The sequence below is a fragment of the Micromonospora palomenae genome, from assembly GCF_007829925.1.
Lineage (GTDB): Bacteria > Actinomycetota > Actinomycetes > Mycobacteriales > Micromonosporaceae > Micromonospora > Micromonospora purpureochromogenes.
This window is the reverse complement of the sequence record NZ_VIXA01000003.1, coordinates 507,356-532,209: the sequence shown is the minus strand read 5'-3', so window position 1 is coordinate 532,209 and position 24,854 is coordinate 507,356. Positions and strand designations below refer to the sequence as shown.

Genomic DNA, 24,854 nt, shown 5'->3' with positions numbered 1-24,854 from the left:
ACGGCCCGGACCTGGAGGTCCGGGCCGTTTCAGCACTCGTCCGGGTTAGCGTCGCGCGCCTGGTGCGGCCGGTGCTCGGTGATCCACGCTTCCACGTCCTCCACCAACCACACCGCTCCCCCGGCCAGCCGATCGAACGGCTCCGGGAAGTCCGGCCGGGAGACGATCTGCACGACGCGGGCGCGGGACACCTGTAGGCGTTCCTGTAGCTCGGCGCTGCCGTACAGCCTGCGGACCATGCATCGACGCTATGCAACCCGAAACTGTCACATGTGATAGCTGTCAGACTTGACACTGTCGGGTGCGACAGGGCACGGTCCCTATAGAGCCCGTACGGACGGCAACCGGCTAGGGCTCTTTCGGTGAGCGGTCCGGCTACCTGATCAGGGATCGGTGGCCGGACCTGCCCGTTTCGGAGGTGGAGCCGTGCCCATGGATGACGGACCGATCACGCCCGCGCTGGTGCTCTGGACGGCAAAGCGGGTGATCACGCAGCACCGCGAGCCGGCGAGTGACCACCGGGCCGCCGGCCGGTGCGCGGTGTGCCGGGATGGCGGGTGCGACATGCTGACGTGGGCGCGCGACGCGATCAAGGCGCACCGGATGGCCGGCAACTCCCCCGACCGGTACTGAGCCCGATTGCCCCGCCGCGCACTGACGGATGCCACTGCGCGACGGGGAAACTCAGGCCCCGGTCAGTTCCGGGGGACGTTGATACGGCCTGAGGGCATCATCCGGCTCAGCACCACGTAAGCCTCCGCCAGTTCCAGCGTCTCCCTGGAGGTAACGACCGGTGCCCCGGTCATGCCGTCCGTAGTGACCAGCCGCTGCAAGATCAGCTTCTTGGCCTCGCTGTACAGCTCGTGTTCTTCGTCCTCGGTCATCGCCATGCGCGTCTCCTTCAGTTGGCCTGCCCGCCCGGCAGGGTTCCGGACCGCGTGACCGTACAGGCAGGGTACGACGGTCAGCGCCAACTGATCTCGATCCCGTCCGTGCTGAAACCCGGTCCGCGCCGGCCCCGGCTGACCTTGATTTCCATGAGCAGGCGCACGACGGTCCGGCGCGCGTCCGGGCTCAGGCGCTCCCACGCTCCCGTCACGTCATCGCTGGAGAGCAGGTCTCCGAGCACGGACGCCCGGTCCGGCGGCGGCGCGGCGGCGGCCTCCAGCGCGGCCAACTCGGGGCGGAGTTGCCCGGTGATCGTGGCAAGCTGCCGGGCAGTGATCACGCCGGCCGCGAAGCTGGCCGCCGCGTCGTCCAGCCGTTGCCGCACCCGCTCCGCCGCCTGAGCGGCCCGTTCCCGCTCTCCCCCGTCGTCATCCGGGGCGAGCAGGGCGGCAGCGTCCGGGCGGCTCAGGCGCGCGATGACCACGGCCTCCACGTACTCCTCCAGCCGGTCCCGGCGGCGGCTCACGCAGGCGGACGCCATGCACCGGTACGCCTCCGTGGACTTGCTGTGCCCGACGCGCAGCGGCGAGCCGCACACGCCGCAGACCGCGATGCCGGAGAGCAGGTGAAGGCGTCCGGCGCGGCCGGGCGTGGTCACCCGGTCAGGGTTGTTGAGCACGCGCCGGACCGCGCGCCACGTCTCCGGCGGAATGATCGCCGGCCAGGCGGCCACGCCCATCTCCTGCCCGTTGTGCTCGCGGAGTCCGGCGTGGCGAGCGTGGAGCAGCACGTTACGGAACGTTGGGTGCGTCCACGGCTTCCCGGAGGCGTTGTGCAGGCCGCGCGCGTTGAGATCCCGGAAGATCGAGCGCAGCGGCTCCCCGGCCAGCACACGCGAGGCGGCCTCGCGGATGACTGCGGCCTCGCTCTCGCGGATGGTGAGCCGGTCCGGCTCCCACCCGTACGGGCGGTGGCCGCCGTGCGGCTTGCCGGCCGCTGCGTTCTCCGCCAACTTGCGCCGGATGCGGGCGGCCTTGTGCTCGCTCTCGTACCGGGCCGTGGCACCAAGCATCCGGGCGACCATGCGGCCGGAGGGGGTGGTCAGGTCCACCGCGCCGGACTGGCAGGTCTGCACCTGGAGGCCGGTCCGCTCGGCCAGATCGATGAAGCGCTCCAGTTCCTTCGGGGAGCGGTGGAGGCGGTCCGGGTGCCAGGCGATCAGGCCGCGCACGGTGCCGGCTTCCACGTTGGACAGCAGGCGCTCATAGTCGGGCCGGACCTTGCCGGAGTAGGCGCTGATGTCGTTGTCCCGGTAGACCTCGGTGACGGTCCAGCCGAGCCGATCGGCCAGGGCGCGGCAGTCGGCTTCCTGCCTGGCCACGCCGAGCCCTTCCCCGGTCGCGTCGGACGAGATGCGTACGTAGATCGCGGCGGTAGTCACCGCCTTACCGTAGCGATGACATGGGTCATCCCGGTGGCCCGAAAATCCTCCTCCACGTTGGCGGGCAGTCGGCTGGTGTCCCCCACCACCAGCCCGGGGAGCAGCCCGCCCTGCTCGTCGGGAAGCGGGGCGCAGGCCCGTTGCAGGCCGGCGCGGAGCGTACCGGCGGCCCGTTGGAGCCACGGCGGTGGACCGTGCGCCACCGGCGGGCCCGGCACGATCAGCACGGCGGCGGTCAGGTCTCCCCCGCGCGGCGCGGTCAGCCGCCCCTCGGCGGTGAGCCGCTGCCCCGGCAGCCGCCCGCGCCAGGCCGGGTCGGTGGCCAGCACCAGTACCCGTACCGGGGCGCTGACCCGCCGGCCGTCGGGGTCGGTCAGGCCGGTCAGCTCGGCGGCCACCAGCAGCGTCGGCCGGCCGGGAGCGCCGCGAATCGGGCGGGGATCGTCGGTGAGCACCAGCTCGGCGGTGACCCGGGCCCGCTCGTCGACCAGCGCGCGCAGCGGGGCGGCGTCGCGGACGTGCAGGCGGGCGGCGGTGGCGCTGGCGCCGCAGACCACCCCGATCAGCACCGCGACGGCGATCCAGCCGTACCGGCGGACGGGCCCGGCCGGACGGCCGAGCACGCCGAGCAGATGGGCGGCCACCAGGGCCGCGAGAACGGCGGCGGTGGCGGCGAGCAGCGCCGCGGTCGGCGCGGTGAGGTGCAGGCAGGCCAACGCGGCCAGCCACGCCGCCACCGCCAGGCCGGCGAGCCGCAGGTCCGGCGGCTCGCCGGACGACTGCACACCGAAGGTTGAACCACCGGCGCGATCCGTCCGGTGCCCGGCCACGCCGGACCTGGCATCCGTCCCCCGGCTCACACCGTCACCAGGTCCTTGAGCTGCTCGTAGCGGGCGTCGCCGATGCCCTCGACCTGGCGCAGGTCGCCGACCGAGCGGAACCCGCCGTGCTGGTCGCGGTGGGTCAGGATCCGCTGGGCGAGCACCGGGCCGACCCCGGGCAGCCCGTCGAGCTGCGCCAGCGTCGCGGTGTTGAGGTTGACCAGGCCGCCCGGGACGGCCGGGTCACCGGCGGCCGGAGGTGCGGCGGCGCCGGGCTGGCCGGGCGGCGCGGCGACCCCGACCAGGATCAGCTCCCCGTCGGCCACCTTGCGGGCCGGGTTGAGCAGGGCCACGTCCACGCCGGGGAGCGCGCCGCCGGCCGCCTGCACCGCGTCGGCGACCCGCGCGCCGGCCGGCACCCGCACCAGGCCGGGGCGGCGTACCTTGCCGGCGACCGCGACGACCAACTCGCCGGAGCCGGTCGCGGTCGCCTCGGGGGCGGTGGACACCTCGGGTGCGGACACCGACGCCACCGGGCGGACCGGTTCGGCCTGCGGCCGGGATCGCCAGGCCCAGAAGCCGGCCCCGAGCACCACGACCACCGCGACGGCGGCCAGCGCCCGCACTCCCCGACGATCCGGGTCGAAGGCGCCGGGGCCGGGCAGGCGGGACGCCGGGGCGACGGGTGCGTCCTCGTCAGGTACCGGCATCCCATGGTCGACCTCCCTGACGGTTACCGGAGGGGCGGATGTCACCGGACCGGGGTGTACCGGTGGAGCTGAGCGGGACGGCAGCGCAGCCGGATCGGCGAACCGGCCGTACCGGGACGCGGGAACCGCCTCGGGGACCGGACCGGACTGGTCGGAGTCTGCTGACACGACCGGCCGCAGAAGCGTCCCTTCCGGCGCTGCCCCGACCAGGCGAAACAGTCGCCGCCGCACCGTGGCCTCCTCGTCGTCTGACACGATTCGAGGCTAGGGACGGAAGGTGCGCAGTCGCCGGTGGGCGGTCACCGCTTGTGGACAAGACAGGGCCCTGTGGACAAAGCCCTGATCATGCACATTGGTGCTATGGGGAGCGGCGGATCAGGTGCTCGAATCCCTGCCCGACAGCAGGAGGCCCCGGCCACCCGTGACTGGTGACCGGGGCCTCTGCGGTGCCAAGTCAGCCCAGAGGGCCGATCGCCTTCGCCAGGCCGACGAAGCGCTGCCAGGAGTCCGGCTCGAAGCTCAGCGTGCCGCCGTCGCGGTCCTTCGTGTCCCGTACGAGGACGACGCCCGGGAGATTGTCGGCGACCTCGACGCACGAGCCACCGTTGTTGCCGCTCTTCGTGCTCTTGCGCCACCGCGCGCCGGTCATGTCCATGATGCTGCCGCTTTCTTGATGAGGTCGAGGGACTGGGCCCGAGGTAGAGCCTCACCCACAATGCGCGCCCACCGTCGTTCGAGGGTAGCAATTTCCGGCCCCTGCTCGATGATCTGCGCACGGGCCTGGCCGTCCACATGCGCCACCCGCAGCCCGTCTGGCAGGTCGGCCAGGATGATCGGTCCGCCGAGCCCGGCGTACATGCCGACGTCCCTCGGCACGACGTGGATCTGCACGGAGGGCAGCGCGGCGCACTCGATCAGGTAGCCGAGCTGGTCGGCCATGAGCGCGGTGTCTCCATAGGCCGAGCGGTACAACACCGCCTCATCGACGACGGCGATGAGCAGGGGCGGGCGCTCACGTCGCAGGACGGCCTGCCGGCTGATGCGCGCGGCGACGAGCTGGTCCACCTCATCCGCGGTCAGCGCCTCGCCGGCCAGCGTCGCTTGCGCGTAGGCCTGGGTCTGGAACAGGCCGGGTACCCACGCCAACTCGAACCACCGCAGCGCGACCGCCTCGCGTTCCCAGTCGACCCACGCACGCAACCAGGTTGGTTCCCGCCGTTTGAGTACGTCCGGCCAAAGGTCCTCCATCTCGCGCCCAAGGATTGCGGCGACCTGGGCTCGGTGGCGCGTCTGTGGGATCCGTCCCGGGTTCGCCCACTTGGCTGCCGTCTTCGGATCGACCCCGATCTGAGCAGCGAGGCTGTCCGCCGTCTCGCCCGCCGCCGACATCGCTTCGATGACCGCGTGGTTCATCCACAGCCTCCCCGGAACGATCCGAACGTCTGAAAAGGATAGTGCAACGCAGTGTATTCATCCCGTCACGAGCGGCAAGGCTGGTCGAAACGGCGTGGTCGGTGGAGGCGAAGCCCGGCGACCGCGTTCGTGGGGGTCGCCTCGGAGGAGGCGAGGCGGCCCCGCCCGACCTCGACCGCAGGGAGCGACGTGCCGGAAGAGAAGGAGTCGGGGCGGCGGACCCACAACCGCATCCCGGAGTCGCGCTGGTCCAGCCGGTCAACGCCGCCGGCCGGATCGCGGCCCGCGCCGACGTTCCGGACCGGCGACCTCCTGCACCTGACCCGCGCCGCGAGCGTGCAGTTCAGCCGACCGATCGTGGTGCGCGTGATCCGCGAGCTGACCGACCGGCACCCGTACCACGGCTGGTCGTGGATCGAGGCTTACGAGTTGGACGCGCGCGGAACGGCGGTGGCGAAGCGGGAGCTGTTCGTGCTGCTGAACGGCGTGCGTTGGCTGTCCAGAGCCCCGTCCAGGCGCGCTGCTCCGCAGGGTCGCACTGCTCCACGCGACCGGTGACGGCGGGCGCTCAGGGCCGGCGGTGCGTCCGTGCTGATCCGGGTCCGCACTGGCGACCCCATCCGGTCAGCGGGCCTCCGGGTCCAGCCCCAGCACCGCCCGTCCCCCGTCGACCGGCAGGGTCACCCCGTTCACGAAGGTCGCCGACAGCAGGTACGCCACCGCCTCCGCCACCTCGTCCACGCGACCGGTCCGCCCGACCGGATGCAACCGGGCAAGCTCCGCCTCGACGCACTCCACCTCGGCGGGCTCCCGTTCGGCCAGGAACGCGGCATGCCGCTCGGTGTGGATCGAGCCGAGCGCGACCGCGTTCGTGCGCACTCCCCGGGGCCCGTACTCCACGGCCAGCGCCCGGGTCAGCCCCTCGACGGCCGCCTTGGCGGTGGCGTACGGCAGGCAGCCCGGCACCGGCCGCCTGGCCTGGTGGGACGAGACGTTGACGATCGCGCCTCCGGTGCCGGCGGCGAGGAACCGGCGTACCGCCGTCGTCGCGCCGACCAGGGCCGGGCGCACGTTGAGTCCGATGAGGTCCCACACCTGCGCCGGCGGGGTGGAGTGCAGCGAGGCGTCCCGGAACACCGCGGCATTGTTGACCCAGCCGACCAGCGGCGCGGCCCGCTCGGCCAGGTCGGCGGCGTGCCCGGCGACCTCGTCGTCCGCGGCGTCGCCGGTGACCGGGACCAGCCGGTCAGCGGCGGGGTGCGCCGGCAACCAGCTCAGCGCGTCCGGGTCCCGCTCGACGACGACCACCGTGCCGCCGGAGTCGAGCAGTCGCTCGGTCACGGCGCGGCCGACGCCCCGGCCACCCCCGGTCACCACGTACGACATGACCCTCCCCATCCAGCAAGATCAGGGGCGGCGGTGCACGACCACGCTGGCCAGGCCCGGCCCGGCGTGGGCGGCGACCACCGCGCCGGCCTCGGAGACGTACGTGTCGTGCAGCCGGTCGCCGAGCCGCTCGGTGAGCGCCTCCAACAGCTGCTCGGCCCGCTGCGGCGCGGCGAGGTGGTGCACCCCGAGGTCCACCTCGGCGTCGCCGGCCGCCTCGACGGCCAGGTCGACCAGGCGGGCCACGCCCCGGCTGGCGGTGCGCACCTTGTCCCGGACCACGATCGCGCCGTCCGGCATGTGCATGATCGGCTTGACCGAGAGGGCGGTGCCGAGCAGCGCCTCGGCCGCGTTGATCCGGCCGCCCCGGCGGAGGAACTCCAGCGTGTCGACGTAGAAGTAGATGGTGGTCCGGCCGACGGTGTCCAGGGCGGCCTGCCGTACCCCGGGAAGGTCGGCGCCGGTCGCGGCGGCCGTGGCGGCGGCGAGCACCGGGAAGCCCAGGCCCATGCCGGTGGAGCGGCTGTCGACCACCTCGACCCGGTCGCCCAGTTCGGCGGCGGCCAGCCGGGCCGCCTCGACGGTGCCGGAGAGTTCCGCCGACAGGTGCACCGACACCACGCCGTCCGCGCCGCCGTCCAGCAGTTCCCGGTACGTCCGCGCGAACTGCTCGGGGGCCGGACGGGAGGTGCTGACCGAGACCCGCCGCCCGCCGAGCACCCGGGTGGCGTCGGCGGGGAAGGTCTCGATTCCCTCCAGCCCCTCCGCGCCGTTGAGCACGACGGTCAGGGGCACCACGGTGAGCCGGTGCGCTCGCACCAGCTCGGGCGGGAGGTAGGCGGTGGAGTCGGTGACGACCGCGACGGGCATGCCCGGCACGCTAGCGGATGTCGCGAACGTGTGCCCGGGCCGGCAGCCTCAGACCGGTTCGCCGGGTGCCGGCCGGGTGATCAGCCCGACATTGTGGGCGCGCAGGTGCCAGCCCCGGACGTCGTCGTGGCGCAGCTCGGTCCAGTGGCAGTTGGCCAGGGAGCCGATGGTGCGCAGCACGGTGTGGTCCCAGCCGAGCAGGTGACCGACGCCCTGCCGGGCCGCGCCGCCGTGGGTGGCCACCACGATGGTGCCGCCGGGTACGAGGTCGGCCGCGTCCTGGAGCGCCGCGCCGACCCGCTTGCCGAGGTCGTCGAGGGTCTCGATCTCCGCGCCCGGGTCCGGGTCGCCGGCCCGCCAGCGCGCGTACTCCTCGGGGAAGCGGGCGGCGGCGTCGGTGAGGGCCAGGCCCTGCCAGCGGCCGAAGTGGCGCTCGCGCAGCCGGGCGTCGGCGCGCACCGGAAGGCCGGTGAGCGCGGCGAGCGCGGCGGCGGTGGCGGCGGCCCGGCTGAGGTCGGAGGCGACGATGGCGTCCGGACGCAGGGCCGCGAGCAGCGGCGCGGCGGTGCGCGCCTGCTCGCGGCCCAGGTCGTTCAGCGCCACGTCGGTCTGCCCCTGTACGCGGCTGGTGGCGTTCCAGTCGGTGTTGCCGTGCCGCCAGACGATCAGGCGGGTCATTCCGCGGTGGAGGTGCCGGCGGAGGCGTCCGCCTCGACCAGGTCCCGATCCACGAACGGGATCTGGGGGCAGTCCTTCCAGAGCCGGTCGAGGGCGTAGAACTCCCGCTCCTCGGTGTGCTGCACGTGCACGACGATGTCGACGTAGTCGAGCAGCACCCAGCGGCCGCCCCGCTCGCCCTCGCGGCGCACCGGCTTGGCCTTCTCCGGCAGCTCGAGCAGCTGCTCCTCGATGGCGTCGACGATGGCCAGCACCTGACGCTCGTTGGGGGCCGCGGCGAGGACGAACGCGTCGGTGATGGCGAGTTGGTCGCCCACGTCGATGATGACGATGTCCTGCGCCTTCTTGTCGGCCGCGGCCTGGGCGGCGGCCATCGCCAGCTCGTGAGCGCGTTCGGAAACTGTCACCGTTCTCCTTCGATCAACCGTACGACCATCCAAGCGTCTCATATCCGGGGGCGCGACGACTTGTCAGTTCTGGTCGATTATCCGGACAGACCCTCGCATACCAGGCAAGTTCACTGCTGGTAGAGCCGCCGTTTCGCGATGTACTGCACCACACCGTCAGGCACCAGGTACCAGACCGGCTCTCCCCGGGCCACCCGGTCCCGGCAGTCGGTGGAGGAGATCGCCATCGCCGGCACCTGCACCAGGCTCACCGTGTCGGCGGGCAGGTGCTTGTCGGTGAGCTCGAACCCGGGCCGGGTCACCCCGATGAAGTGGGCCAGCTCGAAGATCTCGTCCAGGTCCTTCCAGGAGAGGATCTTCTCCAGCGCGTCGGCGCCGGTGATGAAGTAGAGCTGCACCTTCGGGCCGTACTCGGCGTGCATGTCCCGCAGGGTGTCGACGGTGTAGGTGGGGCCGGCGCGGTCGATGTCCACCCGGCTGACCTGGAACCGCGGGTTGGAGGCGGTGGCGATCACCGTCATCAGGTAGCGGTCCTCGGCGGGGCTGACCGGCTCGTCCGCCTTCTGCCACGGCTGACCGGTCGGGACGAACACCACCTCGTCCAGGCCGAACCGGTCCGCCACCTCGCTGGCCGCCACGAGGTGCCCGTGGTGGATCGGGTCGAAGGTGCCGCCCATGATGCCGATCCGCCGGATGTCTTCCTCCACCCGACGATCGTAGGCCGGGGACGGCCGGCGGCCCGTCGGGGCCGCCGGCCGTCCCAACCTCCGGCCCGACTCAGGCCGACGCGGCGGCCACCGCCGTCCGCGCGACCAGCGCGCGGCGCAGGTCGTCGTCCAGGTCGGTGACCCAGCGGCGCAGCCCGGGCGTCAGGTCGTCGCGGGCCAGCAGCGCCGCGGCCAACTCCCGGGTGGGCTGCGCCACGGCGTACCGGGGGAACGCCAGGGTGGTCACCCGGTCGGCCGTCCAGGCGGTACGCAGCCGCGCGGCCGCCGGCATGTCGGCGAAGTACCGCTCGACGTACGGCGCGGTCAGCTCGGCCTGCTCGGGCTGCCAGAAGCCCTCGGCGGTCGCCTCGACCAGCCGGTTGGACAGTTCGGTGCTGCTGGTCACGATCTCCCAGGCGACCCGCTTGGCCTCGGCGTCCGGCAGCGCCGCCCGGCAGCACGCGGCCCGTTCCGCCCCGGTGGCGCTGCGGTCGGCGGCCAATTGCGCGGCGATCTCCGGCTCGCCCACCGCACCCAGCACCACCAGCCGCAGCAGCAGCGCCCAGCGCAGGTCGGTGTCCACCGCCAGCCCTTCCGGCACCCCGTCCCCGGCCAGCCAGCCGGCGAGCAGCCCGGCGTCGGTGCTGGCGGCGATCAGGCCCCGCGCGGCGGCGAGCTGCAACGAGCCGCCGGCCGGCGCCCCGGCGAGCAGCGCGGCGCACGCCCCGGCGACCCGCAGCAGCGCGGCCTCGCGGGCCAGCGGATCGAGGTAGCGGTCGATCAGGCCACGGCTCAACGTGAGCACGTCCTCGGCGATGATCACCTCGGTTTCGGCGGGCAGCGCCGCGGCGATCAGCGCGACCACGGCGGCGACCGGGCGCTCGCCGTCCCGGGCGGCGTCCAGCGCCTCACCCCAGAGCAGCGCCCGGGCGAGCGGGTCGGCCAGCCCCGGCAGCACCATCGGCACCGCGTCGGCGGAGGCGGCGTCGAGGCGGATCTTGGCGAAGGTCAGGTCGCCGTCGTTGGGCAGCAGCAGGCCGGTGGCGGGCTCGCCGATCAGCGCGGTCAGCTCGGTGCGGCCCTTGTCGGTGTCCGGGTCGAGGTCCACCTCGAGGCGGCGCACCGTGCCGTCGGGCGCGTACCGGCCGACGCCGACCCGGTGCGGGCGCAGCACCGGGTGGGCGTCCGGGGCGGTCTGCACCACGGCGGCGTCGACCCAGCGGCCGTCGGCGTCCACCGCCGTCTCCATCCGAAGCGTGTTGACCTGGGGGCGGCGCAGCCAGCGCTCCGCCCAGTCGGTGAGGTCCCGGCCGCTGGCCGAGCTGAGGCTGGCCAGCAGGTCGGCCAGGGTGGCGTTGCCGAACCGGTGGGCGGCGAAGTGGGCGTTCAGGCCGGCCAGGAAGGCCTCGTCGCCGAGCCAGGCGACCAGCTGCCGCAGCACGCTGGCGCCCTTGGCGTACGAGATGCCGTCGAAGTTGAGCAGGCCCTGGGCGGCGTCGCGGACCTCCTCCGGGGCCACCGGGTGGGTGGAGGGACGCTGGTCGGCGGTGTACCCCCACGCCTTGCGGCGCATCGCGAAGGTCGTCCAGGCCCGGTCGAAGCGGGTCGCCTCGGCGGTCACCCGGGTGCCCAGGTACTCCGCGAACGACTCGTTCAGCCACAGGTCGTCCCACCACCGCATGGTCACCAGGTCGCCGAACCACATGTGCGCCATCTCGTGGGCGATGGTGGTGGCTCGCAGCTCGCGCTGGGTGTCGGTGACCGCCGACCGGAAGACGTAGTCGTCCCGGAGGGTGACCAGGCCCGGGTTCTCCATCGCGCCGGCGTTGAACTCCGGCACGAACGCCTGGTCGTACTTGGCGAACGGGTAGCGCTCGGCGAAGAGCTGGTGGAAGCGGTCGAAGCACTGCCGGGTGACGGTCAGGATCTCGTCGATGTCGGCGTCCAGGTGCTCGGCCAGGGAGCGCCGGCAGTAGACCCCGAGCGGGATGCCGTCGTGCTCGGCGCGGCGCACGTGCCAGGGGCCGGCGATCAGCGAGACGAAGTACGTGGCCAGCGGCGCGGTCGGGGCGAACTCCCAGCGCCCCGGCCGGGGGTTGGCGGCGAGCTGACCGTTGGCGGCGACCGTCCACTCCGGCGGCGCGGTGACCGACAGGGTCACCGGCGCCTTCAGGTCGGGCTGGTCGAAGGCGGCGAAGAGCCGCTGCACGTCGTCCAGGAAGGACATCGCGTAGAGGTAGGTCTCGCCGTCGGCCGGGTCGACGAAACGGTGCATCCCCTCGCCGGTGTTCGAGTACGCCATCTCGGCGGTGACCGTCAGCGTGTTCTCCCCGGCCAGCCCGGTCAGCGGCAGCCGGTTGTCGGCCAGCGAGTCCGGGTCGAGGTCGCGGTCGTTGAGGCGCGCTCCGAGCAGTCGGGCGGGTTTGACCTCGACGAAGGTGTCGGCCCCGGGGGTGGCCCGGAACCGGATGGTGGCGGTGGAGCGGAACCGCTCGCCGCCGCCGGTCAGGTCGAGGTCCACGTCGTAGGACTCGACGGTGATCAGCGCGCGACGCGCGGTCGCCTCTACACGGGTCAGGCTCGGCATCCGCTTATCCTGCCCGACGGGGAACCGGACGGGCTCCCCATGACGCGTGGTGATGGAGGACGAACAATGGGTCAGCACCCCAAGGGCGATTTCGACCTGTCCCGGGCGGTCTGGCAGCGAGCCGAGGGCGACACCTCCGACAGCGCGGTCGAGGTGGCCTTCGTCGACGACCTGATCGGCATGCGCAACTCCGCCGAGCCGGACGGGCCGGTGCTGGTTTTCACCCAGGCCGAGTGGGACGCCTTCGTCGCGGGCGCGCAGGACGGCGAGTTCGACCTGGACTGAGCGCCGCGCGCCGCGGGACCGGGGCGCGCCCGGTCGACGTCGGGTCGGCGGCCCGGCGGTGTCGCCCGCCAGCGGGAACCGCCGGTCGCCGGCCCGCCGCGGTTCACCCGTCACCCTCGCCCCAGCCGAGGCCACCGGGGCCCGCGGCGTGGTGGAAGCCGGGATGACCGGCCACGTCGGCGCAGCGCTCGCCGTCCGGCCCCGGCGCGCCGCAGAAGAGCCGCTCGGCCCGGTGCCAGGCGTCGGCCGGTGAGAGGGCTGCCGCGCCGAGCGCCAGCTCCGGGCGAAGCAGGCTCAACGCCTCGGCGTACGCGACAGCGAGGTCGCGGGCCTGCTCCGGCCCGTCCGCCTCGAAGCCGAGGTGGGCGGTGAAGCGCCGGGGCGGCCGGGGTGCCCGCCGGGCGGCGGTGATCAGCGGTGGACCGTCGGCTCCGCCGGACCGGCCGCTCCCGAGCGCCTCGACCACCCGCCGCTGCCGCCAGTACGGCGGCCTGTTGTCCCGCATCGGCCCTCCCCGTCGTCACGCCGGCCGTACGCCCGTGGCCGGCCCGGAGACGAGGAAACCAGGTTTCCGGCGTCCTGGGAGGGGCCAGCGGACGGCTCGTCAACTGGCCCACACCCCCGGGTGCCCCCGCCGGCCACCGCGGCCCGGTCCGGGATTCAGTGGCCCCGACCTGGGTAACGCCATCCGGTCGACCAGGGCGGCCGGCCGCTGTCACCCGCGTCAGGAGAGTCCGATGGTCACCACTCCCGTCGACCGCAGCCCGGAGGGTTCCCTGGCGTTCCTGCGCGAGGGATACCGGTACATCGGCTCCCGCTGCGACCGCTACGGCAGCGACATCTTCCAGACCCGGCTGCTGCTGGAACCGACGATCTGCCTGCGCGGCCGGCCGGCGGCGGTGCTCTTCTACGATTCCGAGCGGTTCCAGCGCGACGGCGCGATGCCCAAGCGGGGCCAGCGGACGCTGACCGGCCGGGGCGGCGTGCAGGGGCTGGACGGGTCGGCGCACACCGACCGCAAGGCCATGTTCCTGTCGATCATGACGCCGAGCGCGGTGCGGCAGCTCGGGCAGCTCTTCGCCGACGACTGGGCCGCCCGCATCCCGGTGTGGGAGCGGTCCGGTCCGGTGGTCCTCTACGACGAGGTCGGCCGGATGCTGACCCGGGCGGTCTGCGCCTGGGCGGGCATCCCGCTGGCCTCGAGCCAGGTCGCCCGCCGCACCGACCAGCTGCACGCGATGATCGACGGGCCGGCGGCGCTCGGCCCCCGGCACTGGCGCGGGCTGCTCGGCCGCCGCCGGGGCGAACGGTGGGCCGGCGACGTGGTGGAGCGGGCCCGGGTCGGCACGCTGCCCGCGCCGGAGGGCAGCGCGCTGCGGGCGATCGCCGAGCACCGGGACGCCCAGGGCCGGCTGCTGCCCCGCCGGGTCGCCGCGGTGGAGCTGCTCAACGTGCTGCGCCCCACCGTCGCCGTCGACCGGTACGTGGTCTTCGCCGCCCTGGCCCTGCACGACCACCCGGCCTGGCGGGAGCGGGTCCGGGCCGGCGACGAGGCCACCGAGTGCTTCGTGCAGGAGGTCCGCCGCTACTACCCGTTCTTCCCGGTGGCCGCCGCCCGGGTCCGGCGCTCCTTCGACTGGCAGGGCCACCACTTCCCGCGCGGCCGGCGGGTGCTGCTCGACCTGTACGGCACCAACCACCACCCCGACCTCTGGCCGGAGCCGGAACGCTTCCGCCCGGAACGCTTCGCCGGCTGGCGCGACGACCCGTACGGCTTCGTGCCGCAGGGCGGCGGCGAGCACCTGGGCGGGCACCGCTGCGCCGGCGAGTGGATCACCATCGAGCTGATGAAACGCGCGGTCACCCTGCTGACCACCGCCATGCGGTACAAGGTGCCACCGCAGAACCTGGCCCTGAACCTGGGCCGGATGCCGACCCTGCCGCCCAGCGGCTTCGTCATCGACGACGTGCGCCGCACCGGCTGAGCCCCGGCCGGCACGACGCACGCGCTCGCCCGTCAGGCCATCGCCGGGTGCAGGACGCTGCGCAGGCAGGCGTCCTGCTTCTTCTCGAAGATCTCGTAGCCGCGCACGCCCTCTTCCAGCGACATCGGGTGGGTGGCCAGGTAGCCGGGGTCGATCTCGCCGGCGGCGAGGCGGTCCAGCAGCATCGGGATGTAGCGCTGGGCGTGCATCTGCCCCATCCGCAGCACCAGGGCCTTGTTCATCGCCGCGCCGAGGGGGAACTTGTCGACCAGCCCGCCGTAGACGCCGACGATGCTCACCGTGCCGCCCTTGCGGCAGGCCATGATCGCCTGGCGGACGGAGGTGGGCCGGTCGGTGCTCAGCCGGGCGCTCTGCTTGGCCTTGTCGTAGGCGTACGCCGGGCCGACGTCGTGCGCCTCCATGCCGACCGCCTCGATGCAGGCGTCCGGGCCCCGGCCGGCGGTCATCTCCCGCAGCGCCTCCAGCACGTCGGTCTCGGCGTAGTTGATCGTCTCCACCCCGAGCCGGTCGGCGGCCGTGGCGAGCCGCTCCGGCAGCCGGTCGATGACGATGACCCGCCCGGCGCCGAGCAGCTGGGCGGCGCGGGCGGCCATCTGGCCCACCCCACCGGCGCCCCAGACCGCCACCACCTCGCCGCCGGAGAGCCCGCAGAAGTCGGCCGCCATCCAGCCGGTGGGCATGGCGTCGGAGGCGAAGACGACGGCGTCGTCGGGCACCCCGTCGGGGACCTTGAACGCGCCGATGTCACCGAACGGCACCCGGATGTACTCGGCGTGGCTGCCGGAGTAGCCGCCGGCGGCGTGCGAGTAGCCGAGGATGCCGGCCGGCGAGTGGCCCCACAGCTTCTCCGGCATGACCGGCTGCGGGTTGGAGTTGTCGCAGAGCGAGAACTGCTCGGTGCGGCAGTACCAGCAGCCGCCGCAGGCCACCACCGAGCCGACCACCACCCGGTCGCCGACGCGCAGCCGGCGTACGCCCGGCCCGGTCTCCACCACCTCGCCCATGAACTCGTGGCCGAGGATGTCGCCCGCCCGCATCGCCGGCAGGAAGCCGTTGATCAGGTGCAGGTCGGAGCCGCAGACGCTGCTGGCCCGGACCTTGACGATGATGTCCCCCTCGGCCCGGACGCGCGGCTCGGGCACGTCCCGGACCGCCAGCTTGCCGACCCCTTCCCAGCACAGCGCCCTCACGCCCGTCCTCCCGTCGTCAGCCGCTCGCGGACCTGGTCGGTCGCGGCCTCCTGCGCGGGGTTGCGCCCGGAGGGGTCGCGCCGGGTGTCGATCACCTGGCCGGCCTCGATCAGCGACTTGATCCGCCGCAGCGCGTCGCGCAGCGCCAGGTCGGGTTCGTCGCCGCGGGCCAGGCCCAGCAGCCGGCCCAGCGGGCCGCCGGTGCGGTAGCGCAGCTCGGCCCGGATCTCGGTGCCCCGGTCCTGCGGCGCGGGGGCCAGATCCACGTGTCCCTCCTGCGGCACCGGGCCGTCGGTGACCCGCCAGCTGAGCCGGCCCGGACCGTCGACGCTGATCTCGGCCCGCCATTCGGTGCCGCCACCGGCGGGGTCGCTGGCCACGCAGCGCCACCGGTTCTCGTCAAGCTGTTCGAGGGTGGCCCACTCGGCCAAGGCCCGGTCCAGTCGTTCCCGGTCGGTCCAGAAGCCGATGACGGCGTCCATCGGCCGGTCCACGGTGATCCCCCGGCGCACCACGTACCAGCCGCCCTGCCGGTCCGGCTGGTGCCGGCGACGCCGCCGGGCCACCAGCCGGCCGACCCCGACCGCGGTCGCCGTGGTGGCGCCGAGCAGCACCCACCTCGTTCCGTTGCTGGTCATCACGTCTCCTCCGCCCGAGCGCCCGGAGATGGCGCCCGCATCCCGGTGCGCTACCCGGCGTGAACGCGTCGAAACGCCCCGTTTGATCCGTCGGGTTCCGGGCATGCCGTCCCGAACACCGTTTCCGGGAGGCAGCGTTGCCCTTCGACGCGAGCGAGTACGGCCGGCACATTCCCGCGGACGTCTACGACCTGGCGTTCGCCCACCTCTCCCCCGACTCGGCCGTGGACCGCCTGGCGGCGCTCGCCGACGGCGGCCCGGTCTGCGAGTTCGGCATCGGCACCGGCCGGCTGGCCCTGCCGCTGCGCGAACGGGGGCTCACCGTCGCCGGGATCGACGGGTCGGCGGAGATGGCGGCCCGGCTGCGGGCCAAGCCGGGCGGCGAGCGGATCGAGGTGTCCATCGGCGACTTCACCCGGACCCGCGTTCCCGGCGAGTTCGCCCTGGTGCTGCTCGCGTTCAACACGATCTTCGCGCTGCCCGACCAGGACGCCCAGGTCGCCTGCTTCCGCAACGCCGCCGCACACCTGCGGCCCGGGGGCCGGTTCGTGGTGGAGGCCTGGGTGCCCGACCCGGGCGCGTTCCGGGCCGGCACGGCGCTGCGCCCGGTGCACGTCGCGCAGGACGCGGTGCTGCTGGAGGCGGCCCGGTTGCACCCGGCCGAGCAGCGGATGACCACCACCAAGATCCGGCTCGGCAACGACGGGGTGCGGCTGCTGCCGGCCAACCACCGCTACGCCTGGCCGGCCGAGCTGGACCTGATGGCCCGACTGGCGGGGATGAGCCGGGAACACCGGTGGGTCGACTGGTCCGGTGGCCCCTTCACCGACGACAGCCGGGAACACGTGTCCGTGTACCGGTGCCCGGAGTCGGCGTGAGCGCCCCGGCCCGGCGCCGGCCGATCGCCGGCGCGACGGTGGCCGCCCCCGAGCCGTCGGCCCTCGCCGCCGGTCCGGTCCCGCCCGACCCGGCGGACCCGCCCGCGGTCCGCGCGCCGCAGCGCGGCGTCCGCCCCGATCGGCTCCCCGTCGAGTACGTCCTGCCGCTGCGCTGGTCCGACGACGCCGACCTGGCCGAGCTGACCGGGTACCTGCGGTCGATCGCCGCGCTGGTCGACGTGACCGTGGTGGACGGCTCCCCGCCGGCGGTCTTCGCCCGGCACGCCGCCGCGTGGCGCGGCATCCTCCGGCACGCGGCCCCCGACCCGGCGGTACGCGGCGTCAACGGCAAGGTTCGCGGCGTGCTGACCGGCGTCGCGATGGCCCGGCACGAGCACGTGGTGATCGCCGACGACGACGTCCGGTACGACGGGCCGGGGCTGCGCGCCGTGCATCGGCTGCTCGACACCGCCGACCTGGTCCGGCCGCAGAACTACTTCGACCCGCTGCCCTGGCACGCCTGGTGGGACTCCGGTCGGACCCTGCTCAACCGGGCGCTCGGCGCCGACTACCCGGGCACCCTGGCGGTGCGCCGCAGCACCTTCCGCGCCATGGGGGGCTACGACCCGGACGTGCTCTTCGAGAACCTGGAGCTGATCCGCACCGTGCGGGCGTACGGCGGGACCGAGGCGGCGCCGGCCGGGCTCTACGTACGCCGGCTGCCACCGACCGCGGCGCACTTCCGGGGCCAGCGGGTCCGCCAGGCGTACGACGACCTGGCCCAGCCGGTGCGGCTGCTCATCTCGCTGGCGGTGCTGCCCGGCGTGCTGGCCGCGCTGGCCGCCCGACGGCCCGGTGCGCTGCTCGTGGCCGGCGCCGCGACGGTCGCCCTGGCCGAGCGGGGCCGGCGGCGGGCCGGTGGTGCGGCGGTCTTCCCGCCGACCACCGCGCTGGCCGCCCCGCTGTGGCTGCTGGAACGCGGCACCTGTGCCTGGCTCGCGCTGGCCCGGCGGGTCCTGCGCGGCGGCGTCCGGTACGCCGACGGCCGGGTACGCCGCGCCGCCCACTTCGAACACACCCTCCGCCGCCGCACCGCGCGCTGATCCCCCGCACCCGGCGCGGTACGCGGAGCGGGTCCGGACGTCACACAACTCGCGGCCACGTCCCGGCGGAAGCCGGGAGTGGCCGCGAGCTGCGGTGTACGACGTGGATGCCCCGGGTCAGTACCGCACCTGTTCGCGGGACTGCTGGGCCTGGTCCTTGACGTCCTGGGCGGCCGACTTGCTGTCGTCCTTGACGGCGTGGACGGCGTCCTGCGCGGTGGACTTCACCGACTCGGTGGCGCGCTGCGCGGGCTCGCGCAGCTCCTCCTTGATCTCGCTGGCGACCTCGCCCAGCTTCTCCTTCACCACCCCGCTGTGCTCGGTGGCCTTCTCCTTGACCTGGGCGGCCAGCTCCTGCTCCCGGCGGGTGGCCGGGATCAGCGAGGACACCAGCATGCCGACACCGAAGGCGATCAGGCCGGCGGCCACCGGGTTGCCCTCGGACTTCTGCCGGATCACCTGCGGCGCCCGCTGAGCGGCGTCACCGACGGTCGAGGCGGCCGAGTGGGCCTTGTCGCCGACGGTCGAGGCGGCGGAGTGGGCCTTGTCGCTGACGGTCGAGGCCGCCGAGGAGGCGCGGTCGCCGACCGAGTGGGCGGCGTGGCCGGTGCTGTGGCCGAGGTCGGAAGCGCTACCCATAACCTTTTCCCTCACATTCTGCAGCGCGCTGCGCACCCGCTGCTTACGGTCGTCGACGATGCGGCCGGGGCTGACCTTGTATGCCAGCGCGTCCACGTCGGAGCTCAGGCTGTTGCGGGTCGCCTCGATCTCCCGGCGGATCTGGTCGGGATCGGTGCTCATCGGGTGACTCCCTCCGGGTGGGGCTTCAGCGCGTCGGGGATGCGCTGCACGCTGTCGTTGGTCTGCTTGAGGCCGCGAATGCGCTCGGCGTTCTTCTTGGCCATGGAGTAGAGGACGGCGGCGATGACCGCCCAGATCACGGCGACGATCAGCGCGGCGAGGCCCGAATCCATCACGTTGTCCAGGGCCTGCCACAGCGCGATGGACAGGAACAGCGCCACCATGTAGCCGCCGAAGCCGGCGCCGCCGAAGAGACCGGCGGCCTTGCCCGCCTTCTTCCCCTCCTGGCGGATCTCGGCCTTGGCCAGCTCCACCTCCTGCCGCATCAGGGTGGACAGGTCGGTGGTGACCTGACGCATCAGCTCACCGAGGGAGCTGCCCCTGACCTCGTCCGCGGTGTGCGGCGCACCCGCGGGGTGGTACCCGGAGTCCAGTCCGGACCCCTGCGTCGGCATGCTCATGCCGCCGCCTCCCTTCGGATGACTCGTACGCTCACGGACGCGGGGTGCCGGTGCCGCTGGACGGCACGCCCGGCAGCGGGTCGGTCTGGGTCACCGGGGGCAGCGGCTGGCCGGTGCCGCCCGCCGGGTCGGCGTAGCTGGTGGTGCCGCCGTTGTCCGGGTAGGCCGTGCCGGAGTAGCCCGGGGTCGGCTCGAGGTAGCCGCCGTTCGGCACCGCACGCTGCACGGGCGGCGTCGGGATGACCGCGGTACGGTCCGGGTCGGCGTAGCCGCCGCCGTACAGGCCCTGGCTGCCGGTCTGGTCGTCGCCGGCGGAGGTGATGCCCTTGGTCAGCCGGCCGGCGAGCACGCCCAGCAGGGCCGCCCCGACCAGGAAGGTGCCCGGGTTGCGGCGGGCGTAGGTCTTGACCTCGTTGAGCAGGTCACCCGGCTCGCGCTCCTCCAGCCAGCCGGCCACGCCGTGGACCCGGTCGGCCGCCTGGTGGGCCAGGTCGGTCACCGGGCCGCCCGCGCCGCCGTTCTGCGCCATCGAGCGCATCTCGTCGGCCAGCGAGCGGAGCCCGCCGGCCGCCCGGCGCTGCTGCGCGCCCGTCTGGCTGGCGAGCTGGTTGCGGGCCTCGCCGTAGAGGTTGCGGGCCTGCCGCTTGGTCTCGTCGACCACCTCGCGACCCTGCTCCTTGGCGGTCTGCGCGACCGCGCCACCCGCGTTGGCGGCCTCGGCGCCGACCTGGCGGGCCTGGTCGCGGACGCCACCGCCGTTGCTCTGCTCGCTCTCGTAGGTGGAGGACGAGGATGAAAGATCGTAAGTCATGGTTTTCCTTCCGCTCGGCACTGTGCGGCTCTGCGCTCGGGGGATCGCCGACCGTCACATCGGCGCAGCCTTTGACTACCCCCGGTCGTCGGGTCCATGCCTGATTCGCCATTTCTCTACGGCCCGTGTCCGGATGGCTACAGAATGGAGGATCGTCCGGCTGCGACCGGCAGCTGCTGCGTGGAGGTGACATCGATGGCACGAGACGTGCGCGGGCGTGGCACGGCCGGGCCGAAACCCCGGGTCCAGCTGGTCGCGCTCGTGGTGGCCGCGGTCTTCCTGCTGCTCGGGGTGCTCGGCTTCGTGCCGGGCGTCACCACCCGGTACGGCGACCTGGCCTTCGCCGGTCACCACTCGGGCGCGAAGCTGCTCGGCCTGTTCCAGGTGTCGATCCTGCACAACCTGCTGCACCTGCTCTTCGGACTGCTCGGGCTGGTGATGGCCCGCCGGGTGGGCGGGGCCCGGCTGTTCCTGGCCGGCGGCGGCGCCGCCTACCTGGGCCTGTGGCTGTACGGCTTCCTGCTCGACCGGGACGCCGTCGCCAACTTCATCCCGCTCAACGACGCCGACAACTGGCTGCACCTGGGGCTCGGCTTCGGCATGCTCGCCCTCGGGCTGCTGCTCTCCAACGACGCGGGCACCGGCGGGCGGCTGGACAACCCGATCGACCGCCCCTGAGGCACGCCGCCCGGAGCGCCCGGCGTGTCCGAGTTTGATCCTTGGCAGAAGGGGGCACCGAAGCCTCAGGCACAGGGACGAGGAGGTCACCATGCCGCGGTGGATCAGGAACAACGCGCTGAGCATCGTCATGCTGGGCGCCTTCTTCGTCTTCCTGTCGCTGCAGAGCGTCTTCGGGTGGCAGACCCACAACGAGGAGCTGGCCGAGTACGGGGCCCAGCCGATCAGTTGGCTGGCGTACCTGGGCACGGGGCACTTCGCCGAGTCCGTCTTCGAGAACTGGGAGTCGGAGTTCCTCCAGATGGGCGGCTACGTGCTGCTCACCGCGTACCTGGTGCAGCGGGGGTCGGCCGAGTCGAAGCCGGAGGGCCAGACCGACCGCCCGGAGGACGACGAGCGCCGGGCCGGGCCGGAATCACCCTGGCCCGCCCGGGTCGGCGGCCTGCCGCTGATGGTCTACCGCAACAGCCTCTCGCTGGCCCTGCTGCTGATCTTCGCCGGCTCGTTCGTCGGCCACCTGCTCGGCGGCGTGGCCCAGTACAACGAGGAGCAGGCGCTGCAGAGCGGTGCCGCCCCGATCAGCGCCTGGCAGTTCCTCGGCACCAGCGACTTCTGGTTCCAGTCCATGCAGAACTGGCAGAGCGAGTTCCTGGCCGTGGGCGCGCTGATCCTGCTGAGCATCGTCCTGCGCCAGCACGGGTCGCCGGAGTCGAAGCCGGTCACCGTGGAGCACGCCCAGACCGGCGCCTGACCCACCCTCAGGCGGCGACCGGCAGGCGCTTGCCGAAGCACACGCTGTACGGGTTGTCCACGTACTCGCCGTAGACCGGGATCGGCTCGTACCCGCACGAGGTGTAGAGCCCGATCGCCGCCGGCAGGTAGACCCCGGTCTCCAGGCAGACCACCGAGTGGCCCTGCTGGAAGGCCAACTCCTCCAGCGCGGTCAGCAGCTGCCGGGCGATACCCCTGCCCCGGTACGCGGGACGGACGTACATCCGCTTGAGTTCCCCGGTGGCGGCGTCCAGCGACTGGATCCCGCCGCAGGCCACCGCCCGGCCGTCGACGACCACCGCGAGGTAACGGATGTCGTCGTGCGTGACGGTGACCTGCCCGTCCAGTCCGCCGTCGGCCTCGCGCAGCTCACGCTGCTGGGCGACGACGAGGGCGTCGATCTCCGGGTCGGTGGAAGGACGGGACTCGATCAGCATCCGACCACGCTATGCCGGGTCGATTTCACGGAGGTTTCCGGCGAACGACCCGGACACGGACATGATTGAGCTATTCGAGGTCGTCGTCGTCCAGGTCGTCGGAGAGGTCCGCGTCCAGGCCGCCGGCCTCCAGCTCGTCGGTGGGGCGCTGCCGGCGCGCCTTGCGGGCGGCCAGCCGCTCCGCGGCCGAGGCCCGGGTCGACTTCTCCTCCAGCCGCACGTCCGTGCCCCGGTTGCCGGGCACGAAGTCGACGCCGGCGTAGAGGGTGGGCTGCCAGTCGAACTCCCGCTCGCCGATGCGCACCAGGTCGCCCGGCTTGGCGCCGACCTTGGCGAGCTTGTCCTCGACGCCGAGGCGGGCGAGCCGGTCGGCGAGGAAGCCGATCGCCTCGTCGTTGTCGAAGTTCGTCTGCCGGACCCAGCGCTCGGGCCGGACACCGCGCACCGTGAAGGAGCCGTCCTCCTCCACGTCGATGGTGAAGCCGGCGTCGTCCACCGCCTTCGGGCGGATGACGATCCGGGTCGGCTCGGCCGGCGGAGCCGCCTGGCGGCTCTGCTCGACCACCTCGGCCATCGCGAACATCAGCTCCTTGAGCCCCTCGCGGGTGGCCGTGGAGACCTCGAACACCCGGAAGCCGCGCGCCTCCAGGTCCGGCCGGACGATCTCGGCGAGGTCCCGCCCGTCCGGTACGTCGATCTTGTTGAGGGCGACCAGCCGCGGCCGGTCGGCGAGGCCGCCGTACTGGGTGAGCTCGGCCTCGATGGCGTCGATGTCGGCGAGCGGGTCGCGGCCCGGCTCCAGCGTCGCGGTGTCGACCACGTGCACCAGCACGGCGCAGCGCTCGACGTGGCGGAGGAACTCCAGCCCCAGCCCCCGGCCGGTGGCCGCGCCCGGGATCAGGCCCGGCACGTCGGCGACGGTGAAGGTGTGGTTGTCGACCCGGACCACGCCGAGGTTCGGCACCAGCGTGGTGAACGGGTAGTCGGCGATCTTCGGCTTGGCGGCGGAGATCACCGCGATCAGCGACGACTTGCCGGCGGACGGGAAGCCCACCAGGCCGACGTCGGCGACGCTCTTGAGCTCCAGCACCACGTCCAGCCGGTCGCCCGGCTCGCCCAGCTCGGCGAAGCCGGGAGCCTTGCGCCGGGCGTTGGCCAGCGACGCGTTGCCGCGACCGCCGCGACCGCCCCGGGCCGCCTCGAAGGTGGTGCCCACGCCGACCAGGTCGGCCAGCACCTCGCCGTCGAGGGTCTGCACCACGGTGCCGTTCGGCACCTTGATCACCAGGTCGTGGCCGTTGGCGCCGTCCCGGTTCGATCCGGCCCCGCCCTTGCCGTTCTCGGCCTTCAGGTGCGGGCGGAAGTGGAAGTCCAGCAGCGTCGTCACCTGCGGGTCGACCACCAGCGACACGCTGCCGCCGTGCCCGCCGTTGCCCCCGTCCGGGCCGCCGAACGGCTTGAACTTCTCCCGGTGGATCGAGGCACAGCCGTGCCCGCCGTCGCCGGCCTGCATGTGCAGGACGACCCGGTCAACGAACGTCGTCACGACGCCAATCCTTCCAGCGGGGTACGCCCCCGCGCGCGAAAAGACGAAGCGGGCCGGGACCCGAGGTCCACGGCCCGCAACGCCTGCGTATTACTGCTGCGGCACGATGCTGACGGTCTTGCGGCCGCGCTTGGTGCCGAACTGGACCGCACCGGCGGCCAGCGCGAAGAGCGTGTCGTCTCCGCCGCGGCCGACCAGGTCACCGGGGTGGAACTTGGTGCCACGCTGACGGATGAGGATCTCACCCGCGCTGACGACCTGACCACCGAAGCGCTTCACGCCGAGTCGCTGGGCCGCGGAGTCACGACCGTTACGCGAGCTGGACGCACCCTTTTTGTGAGCCATTGGAGGACGACCTACTTCCCGCTGGAGATGCCGGTCACCTTGACCTGGGTCAGCGGCTGGCGGTGACCCTGGCGCTTGTGGTAGCCGGTCTTGTTCTTGAACTTGTGGATCCGGATCTTCGGGCCCTTGGTGTGCGCGGCGATCTCGCCGGACACCGCGACCGAGGCAAGCTTCGCCGCGTCGGTCACCAGGTCGTCACCGTCGACGAGGAGCACCGCGGTGAGCTTCACCGCGTCGCCGGGGGCACCGGCGAGCTTCTCGACCTCGATCACGTCGCCCTCGGCGACCTTGTACTGCTTGCCGCCGGTCTTGACGATCGCGTACATCGGAGGCGGACTCCCTGTCGTTGAGGCTGCTGGCTGGTCGTTCCCACGGCGACTCGCCGGGTAGCAGTGACACCGGCGGCGCGGGCACGCGGGAACTCGGCACACCAAAGTGCGCCGCAGGCAAGCGTACGCCATGGACCGGGTGACGCCCAAACCGGGCCCGCCGGTCAGCGCCCGCAGAGCTGGTCGAGGCGCTGCTGGAGGCGGTCGAGCTCGGTCTCGTCGATCGACTCGACGTCGGCGCCGAGCCTGCCGACCTCGGTGGCCAGGTCGGTGAGCAGGGTCTTCAACTGCGGGTCGGTGGCCCGGGCGGACTGCTCACGCAGCGCCGCCCGCCAGCTGGTCAGCGCCGACTCCGCCCGTTTCCGGGCGGTTTCCGCCCCGGTGCTGTCGTTCGCGCCGACTGCGGCGATCATCTTGCCCAGCTCCTCGACGTACGTCCGCACGGCCGCCGAGGAGGCCTGCTCGGCGGCGGCGCAGACCTCGGGCCCGTTGCCTCCCGCCGGGGCGACGCTGACCGGGGCGGACGGCAGCACGGTCGAGGTGGCCGACGGCCCGGTGGACGGGCCGGTGGTGGCCGGGGCGGCCTCGTCGGACCGGTCGCCGGAGCAGCCGGAGCCGGTCAGCAGGACGGCGGTCACCAGGGTGGCGGCGAGCAGGCGGCGCATTG

The 24,854-nt window shown here is 73.4% G+C and carries 31 protein-coding genes and 1 pseudogene; 8 read left to right on the top strand and 24 right to left on the bottom strand.

Features of this window, described 5'->3' with window-relative positions; all coding sequences use genetic code 11:
• Positions 1 to 29: 29 nt before the first annotated feature.
• On the bottom strand, positions 30 to 239 hold the full coding sequence (locus tag FHX75_RS23435; protein ID WP_154942474.1) for a helix-turn-helix transcriptional regulator: 210 nt from the start codon (positions 237 to 239) through the stop codon (positions 30 to 32).
• A gap of 193 nt (positions 240 to 432) precedes the next feature.
• Here FHX75_RS23435 and FHX75_RS23430 point away from each other — a divergent pair, with 193 nt between their 5' ends.
• Positions 433 to 633: a hypothetical protein gene (locus FHX75_RS23430; protein ID WP_154942473.1), complete on the top strand. Its 201-nt coding sequence runs from the start codon at positions 433 to 435 to the stop codon at positions 631 to 633.
• Between the two features lie 62 nt (positions 634 to 695).
• On the opposite strand, the gene FHX75_RS23425 is transcribed toward FHX75_RS23430, so the two are convergent.
• The 6 genes and pseudogenes from FHX75_RS23425 to FHX75_RS23400 form a co-directional block, all read right to left on the bottom strand.
• Entirely contained in the window at positions 696 to 890 is a 195-nt protein-coding gene (locus FHX75_RS23425) for a hypothetical protein (protein ID WP_154942472.1), read from the bottom strand.
• 74 nt (positions 891 to 964) lie between these two features.
• On the bottom strand, positions 965 to 2,329 hold the full coding sequence (locus FHX75_RS23420; RefSeq protein WP_154942471.1) for a recombinase family protein: 1,365 nt from the start codon (positions 2,327 to 2,329) through the stop codon (positions 965 to 967).
• Positions 2,330 to 2,340: 11 nt separating this feature from the next.
• Positions 2,341 to 3,189 (bottom strand): annotated as a pseudogene (locus FHX75_RS23415) (ComEC/Rec2 family competence protein); the annotation flags it as partial.
• Positions 3,186 to 4,115 (bottom strand): ComEA family DNA-binding protein, encoded by a 930-nt coding sequence (locus FHX75_RS23410; RefSeq protein ID WP_425463525.1) that lies wholly within the window; start codon positions 4,113 to 4,115, stop codon positions 3,186 to 3,188. The gene FHX75_RS23410 and the pseudogene FHX75_RS23415, both read right to left, overlap by 4 nt.
• A 199-nt stretch (positions 4,116 to 4,314) precedes the next feature.
• The gene (locus tag FHX75_RS23405) at positions 4,315 to 4,509 is read right to left on the bottom strand and encodes a DUF397 domain-containing protein (protein WP_154942470.1); all 195 of its coding nucleotides are present in this window, start codon (positions 4,507 to 4,509) and stop codon (positions 4,315 to 4,317) included.
• Positions 4,506 to 5,273 (bottom strand): DUF5753 domain-containing protein, encoded by a 768-nt coding sequence (locus FHX75_RS23400; RefSeq protein ID WP_154942469.1) that lies wholly within the window; start codon positions 5,271 to 5,273, stop codon positions 4,506 to 4,508. The genes FHX75_RS23405 and FHX75_RS23400 overlap by 4 nt, the downstream gene beginning before the upstream one ends.
• 189 nt (positions 5,274 to 5,462) lie before the next feature.
• On the opposite strand from FHX75_RS23400, the gene FHX75_RS23395 reads away from it, so the two are divergent.
• Positions 5,463 to 5,831: a hypothetical protein gene (locus tag FHX75_RS23395; RefSeq protein ID WP_425463524.1), complete on the top strand. Its 369-nt coding sequence runs from the start codon at positions 5,463 to 5,465 to the stop codon at positions 5,829 to 5,831.
• A gap of 66 nt (positions 5,832 to 5,897) precedes the next feature.
• On the opposite strand, the gene FHX75_RS23390 is transcribed toward FHX75_RS23395, so the two are convergent.
• The 6 genes from FHX75_RS23390 to pepN form a co-directional block, all read right to left on the bottom strand.
• On the bottom strand, positions 5,898 to 6,659 hold the full coding sequence (locus FHX75_RS23390) for an SDR family NAD(P)-dependent oxidoreductase (RefSeq protein ID WP_154942468.1): 762 nt from the start codon (positions 6,657 to 6,659) through the stop codon (positions 5,898 to 5,900).
• A 21-nt stretch (positions 6,660 to 6,680) separates the two neighbouring features.
• Entirely contained in the window at positions 6,681 to 7,529 is an 849-nt protein-coding gene (locus FHX75_RS23385) for a DegV family protein (RefSeq protein ID WP_154942467.1), read from the bottom strand.
• Between the two features lie 48 nt (positions 7,530 to 7,577).
• A complete protein-coding gene (locus FHX75_RS23380; RefSeq protein ID WP_154942466.1) occupies positions 7,578 to 8,207 on the bottom strand; it encodes a histidine phosphatase family protein in 630 nt (209 codons plus the stop codon).
• Positions 8,204 to 8,614 (bottom strand): ribosome silencing factor, encoded by a 411-nt coding sequence (rsfS, locus tag FHX75_RS23375; RefSeq protein WP_154942465.1) that lies wholly within the window; start codon positions 8,612 to 8,614, stop codon positions 8,204 to 8,206. Before rsfS ends, FHX75_RS23380 begins: the two co-directional genes overlap by 4 nt.
• Positions 8,615 to 8,724: 110 nt before the next feature.
• Positions 8,725 to 9,321 carry a nicotinate-nucleotide adenylyltransferase gene (gene nadD, locus FHX75_RS23370; RefSeq protein ID WP_154942464.1) on the bottom strand — a complete coding sequence of 199 codons (597 nt, stop codon included), beginning with the start codon at positions 9,319 to 9,321 and terminating at the stop codon, positions 8,725 to 8,727.
• A gap of 70 nt (positions 9,322 to 9,391) precedes the next feature.
• Complete coding sequence (gene pepN / locus FHX75_RS23365) at positions 9,392 to 11,908, bottom strand: aminopeptidase N (protein ID WP_154942463.1); 2,517 nt, start codon at positions 11,906 to 11,908, stop codon at positions 9,392 to 9,394.
• Between the two features lie 66 nt (positions 11,909 to 11,974).
• Here pepN and FHX75_RS23360 point away from each other — a divergent pair, with 66 nt between their 5' ends.
• Entirely contained in the window at positions 11,975 to 12,193 is a 219-nt protein-coding gene (locus FHX75_RS23360; protein WP_067312494.1) for a DUF397 domain-containing protein, read from the top strand.
• Between the two features lie 103 nt (positions 12,194 to 12,296).
• Here the strand turns inward: FHX75_RS23360 and FHX75_RS23355 are convergent, their stop codons facing one another.
• Entirely contained in the window at positions 12,297 to 12,698 is a 402-nt protein-coding gene (locus FHX75_RS23355) for a hypothetical protein (RefSeq protein ID WP_154942462.1), read from the bottom strand.
• A gap of 232 nt (positions 12,699 to 12,930) precedes the next feature.
• Between FHX75_RS23355 and FHX75_RS23350 the strand changes: the two genes are divergently transcribed.
• Entirely contained in the window at positions 12,931 to 14,178 is a 1,248-nt protein-coding gene (locus FHX75_RS23350; RefSeq protein WP_154942461.1) for a cytochrome P450, read from the top strand.
• 32 nt (positions 14,179 to 14,210) lie between these two features.
• On the opposite strand, the gene FHX75_RS23345 is transcribed toward FHX75_RS23350, so the two are convergent.
• Positions 14,211 to 15,389 carry a zinc-dependent alcohol dehydrogenase gene (locus FHX75_RS23345; RefSeq protein WP_154942460.1) on the bottom strand — a complete coding sequence of 393 codons (1,179 nt, stop codon included), beginning with the start codon at positions 15,387 to 15,389 and terminating at the stop codon, positions 14,211 to 14,213.
• The gene (locus FHX75_RS23340) at positions 15,386 to 16,027 is read right to left on the bottom strand and encodes an SRPBCC family protein (protein WP_154942459.1); all 642 of its coding nucleotides are present in this window, start codon (positions 16,025 to 16,027) and stop codon (positions 15,386 to 15,388) included. The genes FHX75_RS23345 and FHX75_RS23340 overlap by 4 nt, the downstream gene beginning before the upstream one ends.
• Positions 16,028 to 16,164: 137 nt before the next feature.
• Here FHX75_RS23340 and FHX75_RS23335 point away from each other — a divergent pair, with 137 nt between their 5' ends.
• On the top strand, positions 16,165 to 16,905 hold the full coding sequence (locus FHX75_RS23335) for a class I SAM-dependent DNA methyltransferase (RefSeq protein ID WP_154942458.1): 741 nt from the start codon (positions 16,165 to 16,167) through the stop codon (positions 16,903 to 16,905).
• The gene (locus FHX75_RS23330) at positions 16,902 to 18,008 is read left to right on the top strand and encodes a glycosyltransferase family 2 protein (protein ID WP_246158485.1); all 1,107 of its coding nucleotides are present in this window, start codon (positions 16,902 to 16,904) and stop codon (positions 18,006 to 18,008) included. The genes FHX75_RS23335 and FHX75_RS23330 overlap by 4 nt, the downstream gene beginning before the upstream one ends.
• A 117-nt stretch (positions 18,009 to 18,125) precedes the next feature.
• Here FHX75_RS23330 and FHX75_RS23325 read toward each other — a convergent pair whose 3' ends face one another.
• Genes FHX75_RS23325 through FHX75_RS23315 form a run of 3 tightly spaced genes read right to left on the bottom strand, consistent with a single transcriptional unit; the run spans position 18,126 to position 20,081 of the window.
• Positions 18,126 to 18,809 (bottom strand): DUF3618 domain-containing protein, encoded by a 684-nt coding sequence (locus FHX75_RS23325; RefSeq protein ID WP_154942457.1) that lies wholly within the window; start codon positions 18,807 to 18,809, stop codon positions 18,126 to 18,128.
• Positions 18,806 to 19,270, bottom strand: coding sequence for a phage holin family protein (locus FHX75_RS23320; RefSeq protein WP_154942456.1), 465 nt, complete (start codon positions 19,268 to 19,270; stop codon positions 18,806 to 18,808). Before FHX75_RS23320 ends, FHX75_RS23325 begins: the two co-directional genes overlap by 4 nt.
• Positions 19,271 to 19,301: 31 nt before the next feature.
• On the bottom strand, positions 19,302 to 20,081 hold the full coding sequence (locus tag FHX75_RS23315; RefSeq protein WP_154942455.1) for a hypothetical protein: 780 nt from the start codon (positions 20,079 to 20,081) through the stop codon (positions 19,302 to 19,304).
• A 195-nt stretch (positions 20,082 to 20,276) separates the two neighbouring features.
• Here FHX75_RS23315 and FHX75_RS23310 point away from each other — a divergent pair, with 195 nt between their 5' ends.
• Both FHX75_RS23310 and FHX75_RS23305 read left to right on the top strand, forming a co-directional pair.
• Positions 20,277 to 20,759, top strand: a complete 483-nt coding sequence (locus FHX75_RS23310; protein WP_154942454.1) for a DUF4383 domain-containing protein — start codon at positions 20,277 to 20,279, stop codon at positions 20,757 to 20,759.
• A 91-nt stretch (positions 20,760 to 20,850) separates the two neighbouring features.
• Positions 20,851 to 21,510: a DUF6766 family protein gene (locus FHX75_RS23305; RefSeq protein WP_154942453.1), complete on the top strand. Its 660-nt coding sequence runs from the start codon at positions 20,851 to 20,853 to the stop codon at positions 21,508 to 21,510.
• A 7-nt stretch (positions 21,511 to 21,517) separates the two neighbouring features.
• Here the strand turns inward: FHX75_RS23305 and FHX75_RS23300 are convergent, their stop codons facing one another.
• From FHX75_RS23300 to FHX75_RS23280, 5 genes are all read right to left on the bottom strand, one after another.
• Positions 21,518 to 21,967, bottom strand: coding sequence for a GNAT family N-acetyltransferase (locus tag FHX75_RS23300; RefSeq protein ID WP_154942452.1), 450 nt, complete (start codon positions 21,965 to 21,967; stop codon positions 21,518 to 21,520).
• Positions 21,968 to 22,037: 70 nt separating this feature from the next.
• Positions 22,038 to 23,513, bottom strand: coding sequence for a GTPase ObgE (obgE, locus tag FHX75_RS23295; protein WP_154942451.1), 1,476 nt, complete (start codon positions 23,511 to 23,513; stop codon positions 22,038 to 22,040).
• Positions 23,514 to 23,603: 90 nt separating this feature from the next.
• A complete protein-coding gene (gene rpmA / locus FHX75_RS23290; protein ID WP_088975624.1) occupies positions 23,604 to 23,858 on the bottom strand; it encodes a 50S ribosomal protein L27 in 255 nt (84 codons plus the stop codon).
• Positions 23,859 to 23,869: 11 nt separating this feature from the next.
• Positions 23,870 to 24,184: a 50S ribosomal protein L21 gene (gene rplU, locus FHX75_RS23285; protein ID WP_088960746.1), complete on the bottom strand. Its 315-nt coding sequence runs from the start codon at positions 24,182 to 24,184 to the stop codon at positions 23,870 to 23,872.
• A gap of 167 nt (positions 24,185 to 24,351) precedes the next feature.
• Positions 24,352 to 24,852, bottom strand: coding sequence for a hypothetical protein (locus FHX75_RS23280; protein ID WP_154942450.1), 501 nt, complete (start codon positions 24,850 to 24,852; stop codon positions 24,352 to 24,354).
• Positions 24,853 to 24,854: the final 2 nt, after the last annotated feature.